The following is a 17,604-nucleotide window of genomic DNA, read 5'->3' as shown; positions in this document are numbered from 1 at the left end:
CAAATGTCACATTAGAAAAGCATGTTTAAGCACTTAACCCCGTTAAAAAAAGAATTAAGAGTCGAACCACTATGGAAGAAATTCAACCAACACTCGATATTATCTGGATCATGATTTCTGCTGCCCTAGTCATGTTTATGCAAACAGGTTTCACGGCCTTTGAAGCAGGTCTCACCAGAGCAAAAAACTCAATCAATGTCGCAATGAAAAACATGACGGATTTTGTCGTCGCCATTTTTGCCTTTTGGTTTATTGGCTATGGTTTGATGTTTGGGACTGATGCAATGGGTTTATGGGGCACAAGTGCATTTATACTTAACGGGTTAAGTGAGCCTAGTGATATTGCCTCTTTCGTATTTCAGGCAACCTTTGCTGGTACTGCTGCAACAATTGTAAGTGGTGCCGTGGCAGAGCGAATGCAGTTCATGTCTTATGTTGTGATATCGCTGCTTTTAACCGCAATTATTTACCCAATTTCTGGTCATTGGATCTGGGAAAGTGGCGGCTGGTTAGCAGAAAAAGGCATGATAGATTTTGCAGGTTCTACTGTTGTTCACTCTGTTGGTGCTTGGGTTGGTCTCGCTGGCGTTATCATGCTTGGACCTCGTATTGGTCGTTTCGATGCGGAAGGTAAAGCAAAGAAAATTCATGGCCATAGCCTTATTCTGGCCGTTATTGGTACTTTCATTCTCTTCTTTGGTTGGTTTGGTTTCAACGGTGGCAGTACCCTTGCAGCAACCAAGGACATTGCTGGCATAATGGCGAATACCATGTTGGCAGCATCAGCGTCTGCCATCATGTGTTTTGTCATTTCAGTTTCAAGTAAAAGCAAGACAATCGACATTGAGAAAATTTTAAGTGGAGTCATTGGTGGACTGGTTGGCATTACCGCAGGCTGCGCTGTCGTTACTCCCAGTGGTGCCATTATTATTGGCTTAGTGACAGGTGCGATTGTCTACTTTAGCGAAGAGATTATGCTACATGTGTTCAAGTTAGATGATCCTGTTAATGCCATTGCAGTTCATGGGGTCGCAGGGGTTGTGGGTACCTTAATGTTGGCATTTGTCGCCCCTCTAGAGAACTTAAACAGTGTCAGGCGCTTTGATCAGTTCACCGTTCAATTAACCGGTGTATTGGCTGTCTTTGCTTGGTCCTTCTCAACTGGCTTAATTATGTTTTGGGGCTTAAAAACCTTTAATAAGTTAAGAGTTGAACCCGAGCACGAAAAAGAAGGCTTGAATATTGTGGAGCATGGCGCAACGAGTGGCATCATTGAAACCCTAAGTGCTATGCAAGAGTTTGTAAATGCTCACAGTAATCCTGAGGCGATTGCCGATTTAACCAAGCGCCTTGAGGTTGAAAATGGCACTGAAAATGGTGATATTGCCGTTATGTTTAATAGGCTACTTAGCCAGGTTGAGCAGACTTATACAAACTTCTCTCAGGGTGTAGACAACCTAAAACACCATACAAGCAATATGAATCTAGACTCTTCTGATATAAGTCTGGCAGTACAGAAACAATTAGCTGACATAGCAAATATCACCAAATCTACCGCGGAATTACACGACTCTCTACACAACTTTGCTAATCTCACGATGGATATCACGCAAAGGTCAAACCATGTAAAAAGCAGCTCTTCCGAATCGTTAGAAATGATAGAGGAAATGAAAGCTACCATGCTTGAAATGCAGGCTAAAGCTGATGAGGCCTACGACATTATGCAGGCCCTAAGACAAGACAGTGATCAAATCGTTAACATTCTCTCTGGGGTACAAGAAATCTCAGAACAGACCAATTTACTGGCGCTTAATGCTGCAATAGAGGCTGCACGTGCAGGTGAAAGTGGACGAGGGTTTGCAGTAGTGGCTGATGAAGTTCGTCAACTATCCAGTAAGACAAACCTTGCTACACAAGAAATAGGTGTTGTCATTGACAGCCTGCAAAGTAGAACGACACATGCAAATCACTTAATGGATGATAACAGGCTAAAAGTCAGGGAAAGCAACAATTTGATGAGCCAAGCAATAGAACGATTATCCAGAAGTAACGACGAAATAATCAAGGTACAAAGTGCTAACAGTATCATCAATGAAATGGCGCAAACTGAAAAAGACAATATTTCTTTGCAGCTCAGTGCCGTTGAAGATATCGAAAATGCCTGTACCACGAATTTAAATAAGATCTCCTCTATTGAGAACTCAAGTCAGGCGCTAACAAACGTCTCTCAATCCTTTGAAGAGGTCACTTCAAGCTTTAAAACCAGTACAAGACTTCATTAAATCATACCTAGACCAGCATTAATCAAGGTGCTGGTCTAGGTAACATAAGTTCTAACAAGGCCTTCAGCTCGAATGGAAGCCTCTAGGATAAAAAAATGATCAAGATATTCGTGTTCGGTACTCTCAAAGGTGGCTTTCCTAACTTTGAATCTAACAAGGGAACTCGCTTTCGGGGAGATTTTGTCACTAAGGAAGCCTTACCACTTATGTTAGTTGGCGAACGCTTCTCTCCTTGGCTGATTTTGCCTGATACCAAGCTTTCTGAAGAAATAGACAAGCGCTTTCAGACTCACCCTGTTAAAGGTCAGGTATTCGAAGTAAATCAAGAAGCACTGGATGAAATGGATAAGCTGGAGCGTATCCATGAAGCAGACGGCTATCGTCGGGTTGAAATAGATGTCTTCTGCGAATCTAGCGCCGAGATATTTACCGTTTTCGTTTACGGCAAACCTTATGAGCAATGTAGGGAGTTAGCCTTTGAAGAGTCTGTGAGAAAAGTGCTTGAGGGAGAGTATTTGTTAGAACACGCAAAGCTCTACTCTAGCCGCAACAAACCCTAACCGAATCTCACTCTTACCAAACTCAATCAAAAAAGCCTGCTCAGGGAGCAGGCTCTGATCATATTGACGCTAGCGTTAAATTAAGCGGTTTTCTCTAAAACAAGCACATCAATTTTACCAAATAGCGCTTGGCTTGATGCTTCCATTTTACGAATACTCTCAACGATATGATTACGTACTTTCATATCTCCCTGCCAGTTTTCATCTCTGTGATTAAGCGCTTGGCGAATCGACTCATGTACATTTTGATAAGGGGATTCGATCGCACTAAAGCTGGCTCTATTATTAAAGTGTTCACCTTGTTCACCGTAATACCATTGTCCAAACTGACACTCATGGTAATCAAGGCTAACCAGTTCTCGGCTCTCTATCGCATCATCATTCGACACAGCGCGATAAGCATTTTGCTTATACACCATGAGATCCGCTTTCACTAAGGAGCCTGAGGCCTGATCTTTCGCCGTATTCACACATTCCGTTGTCTCTATGGCAGAGGCTAGCAAGGCTTCAATATTCTCATCTACATTGCCCATTAGGTCATTGGCTGAAGTAGTGAGGTGCACAGATTGCTCGGCTTGAGTGGTGATCTCCCCCACTCTTTGTGAGAAGGAGTTAAGAATACTCGAAATACCATCGGCAATTTCTTTGGTATTGGACGAGAGTGCCTTTACCTCATCAGCAACAACAGCAAAGCCCCGTCCGTTTTCTCCTGCACGAGCAGCCTCGATAGAGGCATTAAGCGCCAGCAAATTAGTTTGATCGGCAATGGCTGTGATTGACGATAAGGCGGTGGCTATCTTTTGGCTGTCCTGATTTAAGCTATTCACCACTTCTACAACAGACACAGCATTATCATTAATATTCTTGAGTGAGGTGTTTATTTCTTTTACCGCTGCTCGGCTGGTTTGAGTATTGGCAACATTGTCTTTTGCCAATTTATCCACCTGAGACACTTCTTTCGTGATCTTGGTAAAATCTTCCTGAGTGCTATGTAAATCATTGATCAGGTTATTAATATTCAATTCGTATAAGTCACTATTGAGGGCGTTTTGGGAAATGTACTCAACATTCTTACTCATGGCATCCAGAGACTTATTAATATGCTCAAGGGAGAGTTTCAACAAGCCAGGTAAAGCAATTGGAAACGTAGGTCTTGAGAAATTGTTTTCTACTGCATAGCTAAAGCAGGTATCCACTTCATTAAAGTAGTTTTCTAATATGTCGAAAAATTCATTTAACTCCCAAGCGACTTTTCCGACTTCTCCCTGCCCTTTTATTCTGGTGATACGCTGATTAAACTGCCCTTTATTAGCGTTAATCAATATCTCGTTAATATTATTGAGTGTGATCAAATAGGAGCGAAAACCTGTGTACATTTTGGCTGATATCACAGAGACAACTAGGGCTGTGGCAATTAAAAACCAATCTAATCCATGCAGGAAAAACACATAGATATACATACTAAGGGCAAGCACGGCGAGTATGGCAGAATAAATTTTAACCTTGGTTCTCAATAAAGGAATATTGGCTGAAACTTTCGCGGCTTTACTGATTTTGGCTGAATAGGTATTAGACATCTTGCTTACGACTTCCTGTGAAACAAGTTAATAACAAAGTCCTGATAATCTAGGTTTTGGCTTTTTAGCTCTTCTTGCAAAAATGCGAGTGACTTATCTACAGCATCTTTATCTGAATGAGCTTGCCTCTCTATGCTCAACATCTGTTGATAAATTGGTTCTATTACTTTGATCGCTGAAGCTGGCGGTTTGCGCCTTACGGACAGATAGCCAAGCAGGTTACCTTGTTGATCATATTCTGGGGTGATATTGGCAAACACCCAATAGTAACGACCATCGCTACGTAGATTTTTCACATAACCAAAAAATTCTTGGCCTTTTTTTATGGTTGACCAAACATACTTAAACACTCCCTTTGGCATATCAGGATGGCGAATAATATTATGGTTAAGGTTAATTAATTGATCTTCGCTCAGTAGGGATATTTCCATAAACACCCGATTAGCATAAATAATATGTCCACGGACATTGGTTTTACTGACGATAAACTCCTCGTCTCCAATAGAGACTTCTTCATTTACCAGAGGGAGTTGCTTCATTAGCCCTTTCTTCTTTGGCATATACTCGACCTTATATAAGCGCTGATTGAGACAGGTTTGCACCTATTTCATTACCCTAGATCTGAATTATGCAGGGTATTTAGATGCTAAAAATAAGTGGCGCTCTCACACTTACTTAAGATAAATATGATATAGATTTGACTGGGGTCATGGATTGACATTAGACAGGGATAATCGTCATAAACTGAGCTTTTCTATAACAAAGCACAGGCAATTAGTTTAAACAAAGTGAGTATGCGGGGGATTCTATGGAGCTAAAAAATTAGTCTAATCAGACCTAGATTAACGCCTCTTCCCTTCGATTCAGATGATATAAATTATAAACAACTAAAATCAATATCAGAGCGACATAAGCCGCAATACGCCATGAATCCAAGGGTTCATGGTAAAGGTATATGCCTAACAGCATGCCTAATACGGGGGAGATGAACTGGTAAAGTGGCAAGATTTTAAAGTTAACCCTCTTGGCACCACTGACGAATAAGGCAAGTGGTGTCACGGTTAATATGCCAAGTAAGAACAAAGCTGACGATGACTCTATCCCCAATGCAATCAGCCCCTTGTCGTTATAGATAGAGTCGTCATATATAAAGCAGATGACAATAGAAACGGGCAGCATAAGCAAGGTTTCGTGCAAGAGGCTTTTGATAGGGTTCAATTGATATTTAGTGTGCCAAAGCGCATAGCCTAAAAATGAGAGTGAAATACCGAGGCCGATTAGGGGGAAAATACCACTTATAAAGCACTCTATCACGAGAATAATTAACGTCAGAGTGACACAAAGCTTGGTGCTGAATTGTCTATCTTTTCCTAAGACTAGGTTAATTGACAAGAGCAAAATAGGCAGGATTAAATAGGCATAACTCGCTTCTATTACATACCCTGATTTGACTGCGAAAGCATAACCTCCCCAGTTAATTGAAAGCATCATTGCGGGTAGCAAACTTAATATCAGGTCCCTAAGTTTGATACGAATTGAAGTAAAAAAGTAAGTCAGAAAGAACAAGGTCGCAAAGGCACTGCTTATCTGTACGGTTAATAAAAATAAAGGAGAGTATTCTCCAATAAAGAAGAAATAAAGCGGTAGTGAGCCCCAGATAAGGTTAGATGCAAGAATTTTAAGGTGATATTGGAGCATAGCTTTCTGAACCTGTCATAGTCATCAAATAGGATTAAACTAGGTGAAATTGAAGCTTAAACGCATGCTTTGCTGCACTCGTTAATTAGCTTCCTAGACTACAGGTTCATCCTCTCAATTACTCAGACAGCAGATGTCAGAAAATCAGGCAACTGACTTCAAATACTTAAAGCGTTGGCATATGTTGGATAAGAAAGTCGACAAAGGCTTTAACTCGCAAGGGCGTTTTATCTCGCCTTTGATAAAGCGCGCTTAAAGGAATGTTATAAGTCCAACCTTCAAGGCAGGTTTCAAGTTTGCCCTCAGCGATATACTCTCGACAGGTGAAATCCAACAAGGTTGTGACACCAGAACCATCGAGGGCAAAAGAGAGCAGCATTTCATCAGAGTGACACATATGAGAAGGGCCAATATCCACCAAGAACCTTTCGCCTTTATCACTAAAACTCCACTTATTTCCTGTTTTGCAATGACGGTAATTGATACAAGGTAAGGTTTTTAGCTCATTAGGATGAGAAGGTTTTTGTCTGTTTTCCCAAAAGCTTGGGCTAGAAACAACATGAGAACCAACGCTGAGTAACTCGCGGCTGATATAGCTAGTATCCTCAAGATCACCCAATATTAAGGCCACATCAATATTATCTTCCACTAGATCACCCAGCTCTTGCCTCACCACGATATCAAGTACTACTTGAGGGTAAGCTTGCTTGTACAGACTGAGTATTTGATGGAAGTTTTTAGTATCGAGCACACTGTGGATTTGGATACGTAATTGACCTTCTTGGTTATCAGAAAAACCAGATAACAAGGCATGGCTATCGGATAGCACTCTGTTTAACTTTTTACATTGGACTAAAAGCGCTTCTCCTTCTTGGCTTAAAGCGAAACTGCGTGTGGTGCGATTAATCAGACTCACAGAGTAAAGTGTCTCTAACTCATCAATATGATTCGCTAAAGTACTGCGCGATTGTCCTAGTGCTTTCGCGGCCTTTGAGAAGCTACCTATGCTAGCGATATGATAAAAACTTTGCAGCCAAATGCTCAGCTTTGCTTGTTTATCACATAGATTATTCCGCATTTATAACGCTCCAGTTAGACCCATTTAGCAGTACCTAGGAAACCTTCCAACTCCATTAGAAGGTACAGCACTTTTTTCATGGCCCACTGTATATTTTAAATACCCATTTATCCATTAAACAAAATAGAAATGATTTCTGATACTAAAACCTGTATCCAAACTGGATGGAAGGAAAAAGCTGGACCTCATCGTTTTCATAGCGATCTCCTTGGCTTTCAACCTTGTCACCATCATAAAGTAGGATGTCCAACGCTAACCAAGGGGTGATGGTGAAATTGTTATTTTTAACAAATCGATAGCCAATTCTTGGCGCGGTCGTGATGACAGTGCGATCAAATACTTCATTGCTTTTGGTATGGGTATAAGTCACATCTGCAAAGTTTAACTCCCAGCCGATAAAGACCCCCTCATAATGATTAAAAAGGTGATCATACTTAATACCAAAGCCTTCAAACTCCATATCGAAATTATCATTACCATGGATATCATCGTCAGCCTCTAGCCCGAATACACCAATTTCAAAGCGCTTATCCCCAAAAGTTTGCGCAATACTCAAAGAGTAACCTTTTAAAAGAAAAGGTACAGGATCAACAGCGACTTCAAAACTATGGGCAGAATTAGCCAGTAAAGCGGATATCAATAAGCCTAGCGTTATTACATGTTTCATTATTCTTCACTCTGTGTGTGACTCATGCATACAAGGTAAATACCTTGTGATTCACCTGTATGGGAAATTCATTTTATCGAGCAATGATATTGAACAAAGAAAAAGCTGAATAGTTGATTTAGTTGCAATCTGATTAACCAAATCACAAGCAGAATTTAAGCCTTAAAATCCAGATAATGGCATTTTAAGGCTGGAAGAATTATCAAAAGAAGGACTATTCGAGCAAGTTATACCAGTGTCATTACTTGCTCTACTGGCTTACGAATTTTTTGAGGCCAGTTCCCTTCTGCTGGGTAACCGACTGTCACTAACATGACTGGCACACTCGCATCATGGATTGAGAAAGCAGCTTGAACGGCCTCTGAATCAAAGCCACCCATGGCACCAGAAACCAAACCTAGCTCTTGCGCTGCAACCATTAGGCTCATTGATGCTAAGGAGCCAGAACGCATGGCTTCATCACGTCTAACTTGGGCATCATTTTCATGAGATTGAGTCACCATATCGACCCAAGTTTGCTGAACACCAGAGCTAATAATACCCGCATCGACAGACGCCTGAAGTACGTCACTTAGCTCTTTATAACCTTCGGTTTTACCGCACACAATAAATGTCACTGCCGCATCCAGCACCTGAGGTTGGTTGAAGGCAAGAGGAAACAAAGTCTGTTTTGCTTCATTTGAATAAACCGCAACAAACTCCCAATTTTGAAGATTAAATGCACTAGGTGCCAAGCTGGCTAATCGCACTAATTCAGATACTAGCTTGGTATCAATAGTGCGAGATTTATCATATTTACCTACAGAGGTACGTTTTTCTAATACTGATTCTGTACCAGCTTGTATAAAATTTGTGTCTTTGAACTCGGCTAGATTTGTCATCGTTTTCCCTACCTTGAATATTAGTTTTTAGCGTAATTTTTATCCCTACCTTAGATGCTTAAATGACATCTAATGGGATGCTCTTGCTAGACAATCAAATTTATCTTGAAGTTAAGATATATTTAGAATGACAGCTTTTTATCTTGATATCAAGATAAAAAGCAAAATTAATATTCTTGGGTTAATTTTTTAATTGAAGCTTCAACTTTATTGATCACATCAGCCATTGCGACTTCTGCATCACGATCTAGCCCTTGAAATTTTGCAGTAGATAGTTTCAAAGATTCGAGCACGTCTATGTAGGATTTGATTAACTCTTTATTTCTAACTGAAAATTCAATCAGTTGATTTTTACTCATATCAAGTGCTTGATAAGCTTTTAGATAGGATGAAGTCACAATAAGAAGATTGTTATAAACAGTATTCTGATTTATTTGGGGCTTGGGAATATTGTCAAAATCAAAATTTTGAAAACAATAAATGACTGCCTCAAACTCTTCTATCTGTGCACCGTACTTATCTCGATAGGACTTGTGTAGCCTCTTTTCCATCAAACTAATCAAAGAATAAATAAACAAGAGATTCAATATGACTAATAAAACAGCGTCCATCATGGCGGTCACCAAGTATTTAAAAATAAAAAACTAAATTGGCAGTACTGACACCACCAATTTAGTCCCTTCTTGCTTCTCATTAAGCAGACAGTTTTATAAGAAATCCTGCCAATCACTTAATCCATATTTCGCCATAATGTTTTTTATTTCGCCGGATGCTTTGAGATATGCCATTTGCTGATCAAAGTAATCCATCATTTCTTTTACGTCAGAGGTTTGTCCCGCATCTGGTGTAAAGGCCATATAGATTTTTGCAGTCGAGGTGCAGCCCGCTTCTCTAAATTCATTATTGAGCTGCATATTAGAAAGCTCATATTGAGTTGAGTTATAGGTAAATAAAAATGCATCTATTCTATCGAACTTGGTTTTCTTGATGCTGATATCCAAATAGCTGTCGCTATAGGGGATAAAATCGAACTGATCTGGATTATCAGCAATAAAGGAGTTTAGTTCTTCTATCGAAGTGTCTTGGGCAAGGCCTACTTTTAGTCCGGTAAGCGATTCTGGCCCTGAGTACGTCCAGTCAGAGTGAGACTTAGTAAAGAAACACATCCTTTGAATTCCTACTTCTTGTGTTGGAAACATAAGGTTAGGTGCTTCTTGCTTTGCTGGCGCTAGAAGTGCCTGAGCTTGACCTTTTTCAACAGACTTAATCGCACGGGACCAAGGAAAAGTCGTTACCTTGACTTGATAAGGACTGTCTTTAAAAACAGCCTTTACCGTATCCATAACATACCCTTCTTTATCACCTGTACTACAGAGTTGAGGGCACCAATCAATCGAACTAACCAATAAGGGTTCTGCTGCATAAGCCTGCTGAGCAAACAAAATGGCAGATGAAACGAGTATCTTTGACTTTAGCTGAAACATGAATACACCTTTTAATTGACACGGAATTGGGAAGTGTTTTGCTCTAACTTTTTAGAAGAAGTAAGAATGTTTTCTGATCTATCATTGATATCGTAGAGTTGTTCTAGGCTTTGCTTCCCTGCCTCTACAATTTTCGAAATATTATTAGCTAGGTCATCCGATACCATGTTTTGTTCTTCTGTCGCGGAAGAAATATTGTCTGTCATTGAGCTGATTTGCGCAGTTGCATTAAGAATACTCTCAATCAAACTATCTGCATTTTGAGCCGCATCAACAGACTCTTCACTCACACCATGAGATAGGGCAATAATCTCAATAACAGAGTTTGTCCCTTGCTCTAGCTTCTCAATCGTTTTTTGAATTTCGGTGGTACTTTCTTGGGTTCTATTCGCGAGAGCCCTTACTTCATCAGCCACCACAGCAAAACCGCGACCTTGCTCTCCTGCTCTTGCTGCTTCAATGGCTGCATTCAAGGCAAGTAGGTTTGTTTGCTCTGCAATGGCTCGAATCACATCCAATAAGGCACTAATACCCTGAACATCATTTTCAAGCACGCTGACGGCTTTGGTCGCACTGTTTAAATGCTCGGATAAGGTTTGATTAGCAACGACGCTAGATTGAATGACCAAGGCGATGGCTTTTGTTTCTTTACTCGCTAACTGAGCTTCATCTGCCGTTTGCTTCACATTTACGGCAATTTCACGGGATGAAAGGCTAAACTGCTTTGTCGCACTGACTAGGTTATCTGTTTCTTCCTGTTGAAACTCTAATAAGGACTTACCTTTGCTTGAGACTTCTTGCAGCTCATTGGAAAGTGTATTTGTCCCTACTGCGCTAACTTGTATTTGCGACACAAGCTTTTGAATTTGATCAACAAAGCTATTAAAAGAAATCGCTAGTTGGCCAATTTCATCTTGATTCAGATGTGAAATACGCTGAGTAAGGTCACCTTCACCCGATGCAATGTCTTCAAGCTTATTCACGATTAATTTGATAGGCTTGATAACCATGTAAGAGAGCAAAAAGTGGACTAATAGAACGATAATACTGATTAGGAAAAGTGCTTTGATAAACTCGACTAGGAGTAGCTGCTTTAGCTTAGCTTTTATACTGGTATCATCTTTAACAATATGAACACGGCCGACAACAGAGTCTTTACCTGAATTCTGATAGGTCAAAATAAAATGATATTCTTCAGTAGACTCATTTATTAACTCATCTCCTCCTTCGGTAAAATTTATGTCTGAGATGAATTCGAGGTTCTTCTCTGAGTTTAAAATAGACTGGGTTAGATCTGCATTAAAATTCCAAATAGAACTCGGTAAACTTAACTGTAACCTTTGACCAGAGCTTAATATTTCTTGGTGCTGCCTTTCCTTTAATTCATTTTCTTGTTTTTTATAATCATAAATTGAGAACATGATAATTAAAACAGAGATAGCTAACCATATAGATACGATTAGTTTTAGAGAAATTGATTTATTCATTATCAACACCTAAATAAATAATTTAATTAAGACAATAAAAACCCACATCCAAAAATTAATTTAAATGAAAGAGAAAAAGTGTTCTAAATAACAACAAGAGAATTAATGAAACTATTTATTTCATAATAAAAGTATATCTATTCATTTTTGCATAGGACTTATTCATTTTAAAATGTATATTATTAATGTATGACTATGTATTATTCGAATTCGAATATTTGCTTTCAGAATTATAATAAACTAAAAACTGAACCCTTCTATAGTATTTGGTATCGCTCATCTTGCTATTTGGTTACAAGGGTTTTATTTAGCTTCAAAAACACAATTTTTATTATTGGTTAGGATCACTTAATGCAAAAATATGAAAATACGGTTTCTTCTGCATCAGTGCTTAGTTTGATGGAATCAGCGGCTACTCTTTCCTTTTTTTCTGAAGACGAATACATACTGAATAAAGAGGACTTTGTTAATACTGAAGGCAGATCGAATGAACAAATACTGATCGACTTATGGCAATACTTAGACAGAAGCGCACAGACGAAAGGGTATGGTTTACTGCTAGGCGCTTACATCAACCCAGCATTTAAAGGCTTGTTAGCAAGCCTTGTTAGCCAATGCGAAACCATAAGAGAAGCACTAGAAAATTATATTCAACATTTAGACTGGGTCAGTTCCTCAGAACATTGGGAAATGAAAACTCAAGCAGACCTGATTGAACTACATTTCACTGTCGATGAAAGTAAGGGCTATCCTAATGCGCTTATAGAAAAAAACCTAAGCTCTCTTGTGCATTGGGCCAGAAAATTATCTCGTCAAGATGTACAACTCGTAACGGCAGAGTTCACTTTTGCTGAACCTGATTATGTTGATATGTATCCAGCTACTTTTGGAGATTCAATTCACTTTTCTGCCTCTTCTAATATGATATGTTTTGACAAAAGTATATTAGAAAGAAAAGTGGTTAGCTTTAATCCTTATTTAAAAGAACTTTTGGAAAGTCGTATAGTAAATGCTAAAACAAGTTATAAAGAAGAAAGCAATTTAAAAGTTATAAATAAAGAAACGGTAGAAGGGCTAATCTTAGATTTGTTGCCTATTAAAAAAGCAAATATAGATGAAGTTTGCCATCAACTCTTTGTTAGTCGACAAACACTTTATCGTCATTTACAAAAAGAAAATACAAGTTTCAAAGAAATATTAAATCAAGTTAGAAAAAGGCAATCAGCCAAACTTTTAGCGAACTCAGAAATTAGTATTTTAGAGATAAGTGACATTTTGGGTTATACCGAAGTTAGTAGTTTTTATACCGCTTTCAATAAATGGTATGACTTAAGCGTGAGCCAATTTAGAAGAAGACTAACTCACAGTAAAGTTTAAAAAAACAAGAGGGCAAGAACAAAAATAACAGCCCTTATTTTTCACCAAGTTACTGCTATACTCCCGCCATCGCACGTCCTCCTGATCTGCTCCCTATCGAGACCTATTTTATGTCATTCGCTAAACTTGGACTAAGCACCCCTATTCTTAATGCGGTTGCTGAGTTGGGTTACACCCAACCTACGTCTATCCAAAAACAAGCCATTCCAGCCATTTTACTGGATAGAAACCTATTAGCTGCGTCTCAAACAGGGACAGGTAAAACCGCCAGTTTCGTCTTACCCCTATTAGAAAAGCTTTACCGCAACCGACGTTATGCAGGCCAAACTAAAATCAGGGGCAAACGCGTTCGCATCTTGGTGTTAACACCAACGCGAGAACTGGCCACTCAGGTTGAAGAAAGCATCGCTGAGTATGGCAAAGAATTAGATTTTACCTCAATGGCACTTTATGGCGGTGTTGATGAAGCACCTCAAAAAGAGCGTTTAATTGAAGGTGTCGACTTTTTGGTTGCAACACCTGGCCGCTTGGTTGATATGGTCCACCAGCGTGCACTACATTTTGATGAAGTTGAAACCTTAGTGTTAGACGAAGCCGATAGAATGCTCGACATGGGCTTTATCGATGACATCTATAACATTATCGATCGTTTACCTGACGATAGACAAAACCTGTTATTTTCCGCGACTTTAAATGATCATGTACGCAATTTATCTACCACCTTTTCAGGTGTAGGTATGGAAAATAAGGAGTTTTATGACGATCTTTTAGAGATCAATATCTCTCCTAAAGAAACCTCAGCATCAAGCATAGATCAATGGTTGATTACCGTAGATAAAGATACCAAGTCAGCCCTTTTGAGCCATTTAATCAAAGAACAAGAGTGGGATCAGGCACTTATCTTTATTGAGAAAAAACATGGTGCGGCTAAGTTAGTTAGCCAACTAGAAAAGCGTGGCATTAAAGCAGATTGTATCCATGGGGATAGAAGCCAATCAATGCGTGAAAAAGTCCTCGCGAGCTTTAAATCTGGCGAACTTAAGTACCTTGTAGCAACAGGTGTTGCAGCCCGAGGCATAGACATTGGCGATCTAACTCGCGTGGTTAACTATGATCTCCCTTTCAAACCAGAAGAATACATCCACAGAATTGGCCGTACTGGCCGTGCGGGTGCTGCTGGTGAAGCCATTTCCTTTGTCGCTATGGGAGACTTTAAGAACCTCTGCGCGATTGAGAGTCGCTTAGGCCATATTGTGAAGCGTAAAGAAATTGAAGGCTTCCCAGTGCGTAAAACTGTGCCAGTATCTATCTTGAACTATGTACGTAAAGCGAACCGTCCTGATGCTGAAAATAAACAAGCGCAGAACAAAGATACGCAGCCAAAAAGCAACAAAACCGCTAATGCTAAAACTGAAAAAAAGAGAGCCCCAAGGCATAAATAATTTGTCATGAAAAAAACAGACAAGAAACATGAAAAAGCCATAGTCACAGCCCTTACTAAGGTCTGTGACCAAGCATTGGAGGCCTTTGAAGGTTTCCAATGGCTAACCCACCAAGTAGATTTCAATGATATGTCTCGCTCAATCAAGGTGACTTGTGTCTTTGAAACTCGTGCTCAGGTAAGCCGTTTTATAGGTAGCCCGACAGGTGGAGAAAAGCGGAAAGAAATGAGCCTACTGATTCAGTCTGAATTAAAACCATTCGGCATTCAGTTGCAAGATAGCTTTAAGCAAATTAAATTTGATAGTGAAGAGGCCTGTCTTGAAGAACACCAAGGTAAATGGAACCATAGGCTAGGAAACCTTTAAAACACTCACAATGGGAGGAACACATGAGTCACATCACAGATGTCTGGTCAGCTCACTCCCATTCTAATGGCAGCATTTTAATTTTGCCTGATGGCTGTCGTGATCTCATTATCAAAACCCACCAAGCGGATCACCAAACTAAGCCTTCTTTGTGGTTTGTTTCCCCTCTATTTGAACATACTCAAGCGGTTCAAACTCAAGCAAACACCCATAGTCTTGGCTTTCGTTTAAAGCCTGGCATGCAGATAGAACAAGAAAAACTCGTCAGATATATGCCACTTTTTAAGCTTGATAGTCACGACGAAAAAGCCATTAGCCACGATAAAAAAATCATTAGTCAACTGGAAGACATGCTCAATGAAGTCACGTCTATCAAACCCTGTGTCGAAGAAGCACTGACATCCTTAGCCAGTGATTTAACTAATGTCACTCAAACAGCAAAACAACTCGGCATGAGTACTCGCAGCTTACAACGTATGCTCATCAAGGAAACAGATAAAAGCCCTAGCTATTGGTTTCAGCTAGCCAGAGCACGCAAGGCGGCCAAGCACTTGAGCCAAACAAGCACCATGGCTGACACAGCAGATTTATATGGTTATTCGGATCAATCCCATATGTGTCGAGAGTTTCAACGCTGGTTTAAGCTCAGCCCAACTCAACTGCTCAATAACCCCATGCTAATGGCTCAGTTAGACAGCACAGGTTATGGTTTTGATCCTTTCTAAACTTATCAGCCAAGATGTACTAGAGAGCAATGGGCGAACACAACTCCACCAAGAAACCATTTAAATCTTTCACATAAGCGGTCGTTTGACCCCAAGGCATGGTTTCCACATCCTGAACCAAACTCGCCCCAGCCGCTAACGCCTTCGTTAAAGCAGTTGGCACATCTGTGGTTTCAAACGCAATTTCAAAACACGTATTTAAGTCTGCTTGTGTCCCCGGTTTTTTCCCCAGATACGTCATCAAGGCTAAGGATGAAAATGACAGTTTAGTATTGCCGGTCACTAGCTCGCCATAATCACCACTTTCATGCAGCATCCCCCTATTAAACCCAAACGCAGCCTCATAAAAAGCTAAAGTTTCAGATACGTTCTGCACATATAAAATCGTATATTTAAAGGTTAGATCGGCCATATTTTCACTCCATTAATATGTTTTTCATCAAGGCTCAGCTCTATCAAAATCACTAAGAAAATCACTAAAAATCAGATTGTTAGGGCCTCGTCTTGTCTTTCATTTTTTATTTAAAGAATACAGCTTAGCTAGATGTATTAAGGCTGTCTTGAAGATATGCGACACAGATTATTTTTCATCAGCCTCTTGTTTTTTATTTTAGTTTGCATGTAAACTATTTTTAGTTCATATACGTACTATTTGATTATTAAGGATATTTTTAGTTTTGGATAAGCGTCTCTTTTTTCTACTTAACATGGCTCAACGCAAACTTTTCAATCATGTGGATAAGGTCTGTGAGCAAGAACTTGATACCCCTGTGACTCAGTTAGCTGCACTGCTCTACATAGTGAAACATGAAGGCTGTGTGCAAAAAGAGTTAGCGAAAGCCATATGTCTCAATAAGTCTGCCATTACCGGGCTGATTGCCCGTATGGAAAAAAATAACTTGGTAGAACGTATTGTTGACGCTGAGGATGCGAGAGCCATAAAGCTTTATCCAACCCCAAGTGGCTCACAAAAATCCCGAGATCTACTGCCCTATATTGAGCAGCTTAATAACACCTTTAATGATGAATTCAGTGAAGAAGAAATCCAAACCGTGCTGAAGTTTTTGAACTTTATTATCCAGCGCTTTTAACCAAGGTCGAAAGGAGCAAACTTTGCTCTGATGAGAGGTCATGATGGACACAAGAATCTTAGAAACAACGGCAGGACACACAATTACCGCTCAAATATTCTCCCCACTAGGAGAAAGTAAAGGCGTTTGTATTATTGCCACAGCAACGGGTGTGGCTCAGCATTTATATAATGACTTTGCCAACTGGTTAACTGAGCATAATTATACCGCAGTGACCTTTGATTATGATGGTATTGGCCAGTCGATTGACCGCCATGTTAAGTATTCAAAAAGCGATAAGTTAAGTTGGGCCAAACATGATTGCCCTACAGTTTTGAACTTTGTGAAACAAACCTACCCTGAGCAGAAGATCACTTGGATAGGCCATAGTGTTGGCGCTCATATGCTAGGTTTTATGGAAGACACAAATGCCATAGATAAAGCAATTACTGTTGGTGCAGGTACCGGAACATGGTGGTATAACGCCAAGCCAACTAAACGTGCTGTTTGGTTTTTATGGTATTTTCTTGTGCCAATTGTTGTGCCTCTCATGGGCTACTTCCCTGGAGATAAGCTCAAGGTGATGTGTGACTTACCTAAAGGTGTCATCATGCAATGGCGTCGTTGGTGTTTAAAAGAAGATTACGCCATAGGCTATGAAGGCGATTGGCTAAGAGAGCGTTTTGCCAATACCAAGATGCCAATTACTGCCTTTGCTTTTAGTGATGACGATATGATGTCGATGAAAAATATCACCATGCTACACAGCTTTTTTACTGGCTCGAAACAAAGCATGGTGAAAATCACACCCTCTGATGTCGGGCAAAAACGCATTGGTCATATTGGCTGGCACAAAGAGAGATACCGCACCCTTTGGGATAAGTACTTTTTAAATGCGCTAGAGTCTTAG

18 protein-coding genes are annotated in these 17,604 nt (G+C 39.9%); 8 read left to right on the top strand and 10 right to left on the bottom strand.

The window, feature by feature from the left end; translation table 11 throughout:
- Nucleotides 1-71 precede the first annotated feature (71 nt).
- On the top strand, nucleotides 72-2,282 hold the full coding sequence (gene amt, locus TW85_RS18885; protein ID WP_046018701.1) for an ammonium transporter: 2,211 nt from the start codon (nucleotides 72-74) through the stop codon (nucleotides 2,280-2,282).
- Between the two features lie 95 nt (nucleotides 2,283-2,377).
- Nucleotides 2,378-2,842 (top strand): gamma-glutamylcyclotransferase family protein, encoded by a 465-nt coding sequence (locus TW85_RS18880; RefSeq protein ID WP_046018700.1) that lies wholly within the window; start codon nucleotides 2,378-2,380, stop codon nucleotides 2,840-2,842.
- Between the two features lie 80 nt (nucleotides 2,843-2,922).
- Here TW85_RS18880 and TW85_RS18875 read toward each other — a convergent pair whose 3' ends face one another.
- From TW85_RS18875 to TW85_RS18835, 9 genes are all read right to left on the bottom strand, one after another.
- Nucleotides 2,923-4,419 (bottom strand): methyl-accepting chemotaxis protein, encoded by a 1,497-nt coding sequence (locus tag TW85_RS18875; protein WP_046018699.1) that lies wholly within the window; start codon nucleotides 4,417-4,419, stop codon nucleotides 2,923-2,925.
- Between the two features lie 5 nt (nucleotides 4,420-4,424).
- A complete protein-coding gene (locus TW85_RS18870; RefSeq protein ID WP_046018698.1) occupies nucleotides 4,425-4,979 on the bottom strand; it encodes a PAS domain-containing protein in 555 nt (184 codons plus the stop codon).
- Between the two features lie 277 nt (nucleotides 4,980-5,256).
- The gene (locus tag TW85_RS18865) at nucleotides 5,257-6,117 is read right to left on the bottom strand and encodes a hypothetical protein (protein ID WP_046018697.1); all 861 of its coding nucleotides are present in this window, start codon (nucleotides 6,115-6,117) and stop codon (nucleotides 5,257-5,259) included.
- A 166-nt stretch (nucleotides 6,118-6,283) separates the two neighbouring features.
- Entirely contained in the window at nucleotides 6,284-7,195 is a 912-nt protein-coding gene (locus tag TW85_RS18860) for a LysR family transcriptional regulator (protein WP_046018696.1), read from the bottom strand.
- Nucleotides 7,196-7,337: 142 nt separating this feature from the next.
- Nucleotides 7,338-7,862 carry a hypothetical protein gene (locus TW85_RS18855; protein WP_046018695.1) on the bottom strand — a complete coding sequence of 175 codons (525 nt, stop codon included), beginning with the start codon at nucleotides 7,860-7,862 and terminating at the stop codon, nucleotides 7,338-7,340.
- Between the two features lie 227 nt (nucleotides 7,863-8,089).
- Nucleotides 8,090-8,743 carry a nitroreductase family protein gene (locus TW85_RS18850; RefSeq protein WP_046018694.1) on the bottom strand — a complete coding sequence of 218 codons (654 nt, stop codon included), beginning with the start codon at nucleotides 8,741-8,743 and terminating at the stop codon, nucleotides 8,090-8,092.
- A gap of 167 nt (nucleotides 8,744-8,910) precedes the next feature.
- The gene (locus tag TW85_RS18845; RefSeq protein WP_046018693.1) at nucleotides 8,911-9,357 is read right to left on the bottom strand and encodes a hypothetical protein; all 447 of its coding nucleotides are present in this window, start codon (nucleotides 9,355-9,357) and stop codon (nucleotides 8,911-8,913) included.
- Between the two features lie 93 nt (nucleotides 9,358-9,450).
- A complete protein-coding gene (locus tag TW85_RS18840; protein ID WP_046018692.1) occupies nucleotides 9,451-10,227 on the bottom strand; it encodes a transporter substrate-binding domain-containing protein in 777 nt (258 codons plus the stop codon).
- 11 nt (nucleotides 10,228-10,238) lie between these two features.
- Entirely contained in the window at nucleotides 10,239-11,714 is a 1,476-nt protein-coding gene (locus tag TW85_RS18835; RefSeq protein ID WP_052702297.1) for a methyl-accepting chemotaxis protein, read from the bottom strand.
- Between the two features lie 351 nt (nucleotides 11,715-12,065).
- Here TW85_RS18835 and TW85_RS18830 point away from each other — a divergent pair, with 351 nt between their 5' ends.
- The 4 genes from TW85_RS18830 to TW85_RS25640 all read left to right on the top strand — a co-directional run bounded on the left by TW85_RS18830 (nucleotide 12,066) and on the right by TW85_RS25640 (nucleotide 15,624).
- Complete coding sequence (locus TW85_RS18830) at nucleotides 12,066-13,091, top strand: AraC family transcriptional regulator (protein WP_046018691.1); 1,026 nt, start codon at nucleotides 12,066-12,068, stop codon at nucleotides 13,089-13,091.
- 110 nt (nucleotides 13,092-13,201) lie between these two features.
- Nucleotides 13,202-14,533, top strand: coding sequence for a DEAD/DEAH box helicase (locus TW85_RS18825; RefSeq protein ID WP_046018690.1), 1,332 nt, complete (start codon nucleotides 13,202-13,204; stop codon nucleotides 14,531-14,533).
- A gap of 6 nt (nucleotides 14,534-14,539) precedes the next feature.
- On the top strand, nucleotides 14,540-14,899 hold the full coding sequence (locus tag TW85_RS18820; protein WP_046018689.1) for a hypothetical protein: 360 nt from the start codon (nucleotides 14,540-14,542) through the stop codon (nucleotides 14,897-14,899).
- Nucleotides 14,900-14,922: 23 nt separating this feature from the next.
- Nucleotides 14,923-15,624 (top strand): AraC family transcriptional regulator, encoded by a 702-nt coding sequence (locus TW85_RS25640; RefSeq protein WP_052702296.1) that lies wholly within the window; start codon nucleotides 14,923-14,925, stop codon nucleotides 15,622-15,624.
- Nucleotides 15,625-15,643: 19 nt separating this feature from the next.
- On the opposite strand, the gene TW85_RS18810 is transcribed toward TW85_RS25640, so the two are convergent.
- Entirely contained in the window at nucleotides 15,644-16,036 is a 393-nt protein-coding gene (locus tag TW85_RS18810) for a VOC family protein (RefSeq protein WP_046018688.1), read from the bottom strand.
- Between the two features lie 265 nt (nucleotides 16,037-16,301).
- Here TW85_RS18810 and TW85_RS18805 point away from each other — a divergent pair, with 265 nt between their 5' ends.
- Nucleotides 16,302-16,715, top strand: coding sequence for a MarR family winged helix-turn-helix transcriptional regulator (locus TW85_RS18805; RefSeq protein ID WP_046018687.1), 414 nt, complete (start codon nucleotides 16,302-16,304; stop codon nucleotides 16,713-16,715).
- Nucleotides 16,716-16,755: 40 nt separating this feature from the next.
- Nucleotides 16,756-17,604 carry an alpha/beta hydrolase gene (locus TW85_RS18800; RefSeq protein WP_046018686.1) on the top strand — a complete coding sequence of 283 codons (849 nt, stop codon included), beginning with the start codon at nucleotides 16,756-16,758 and terminating at the stop codon, nucleotides 17,602-17,604.

This window comes from Marinomonas sp. S3726 (assembly GCF_000967665.1).
Taxonomy (GTDB): Bacteria; Pseudomonadota; Gammaproteobacteria; order Pseudomonadales; family Marinomonadaceae; genus Marinomonas.
This window is presented reverse-complemented; position numbering and strand designations above follow the sequence as displayed.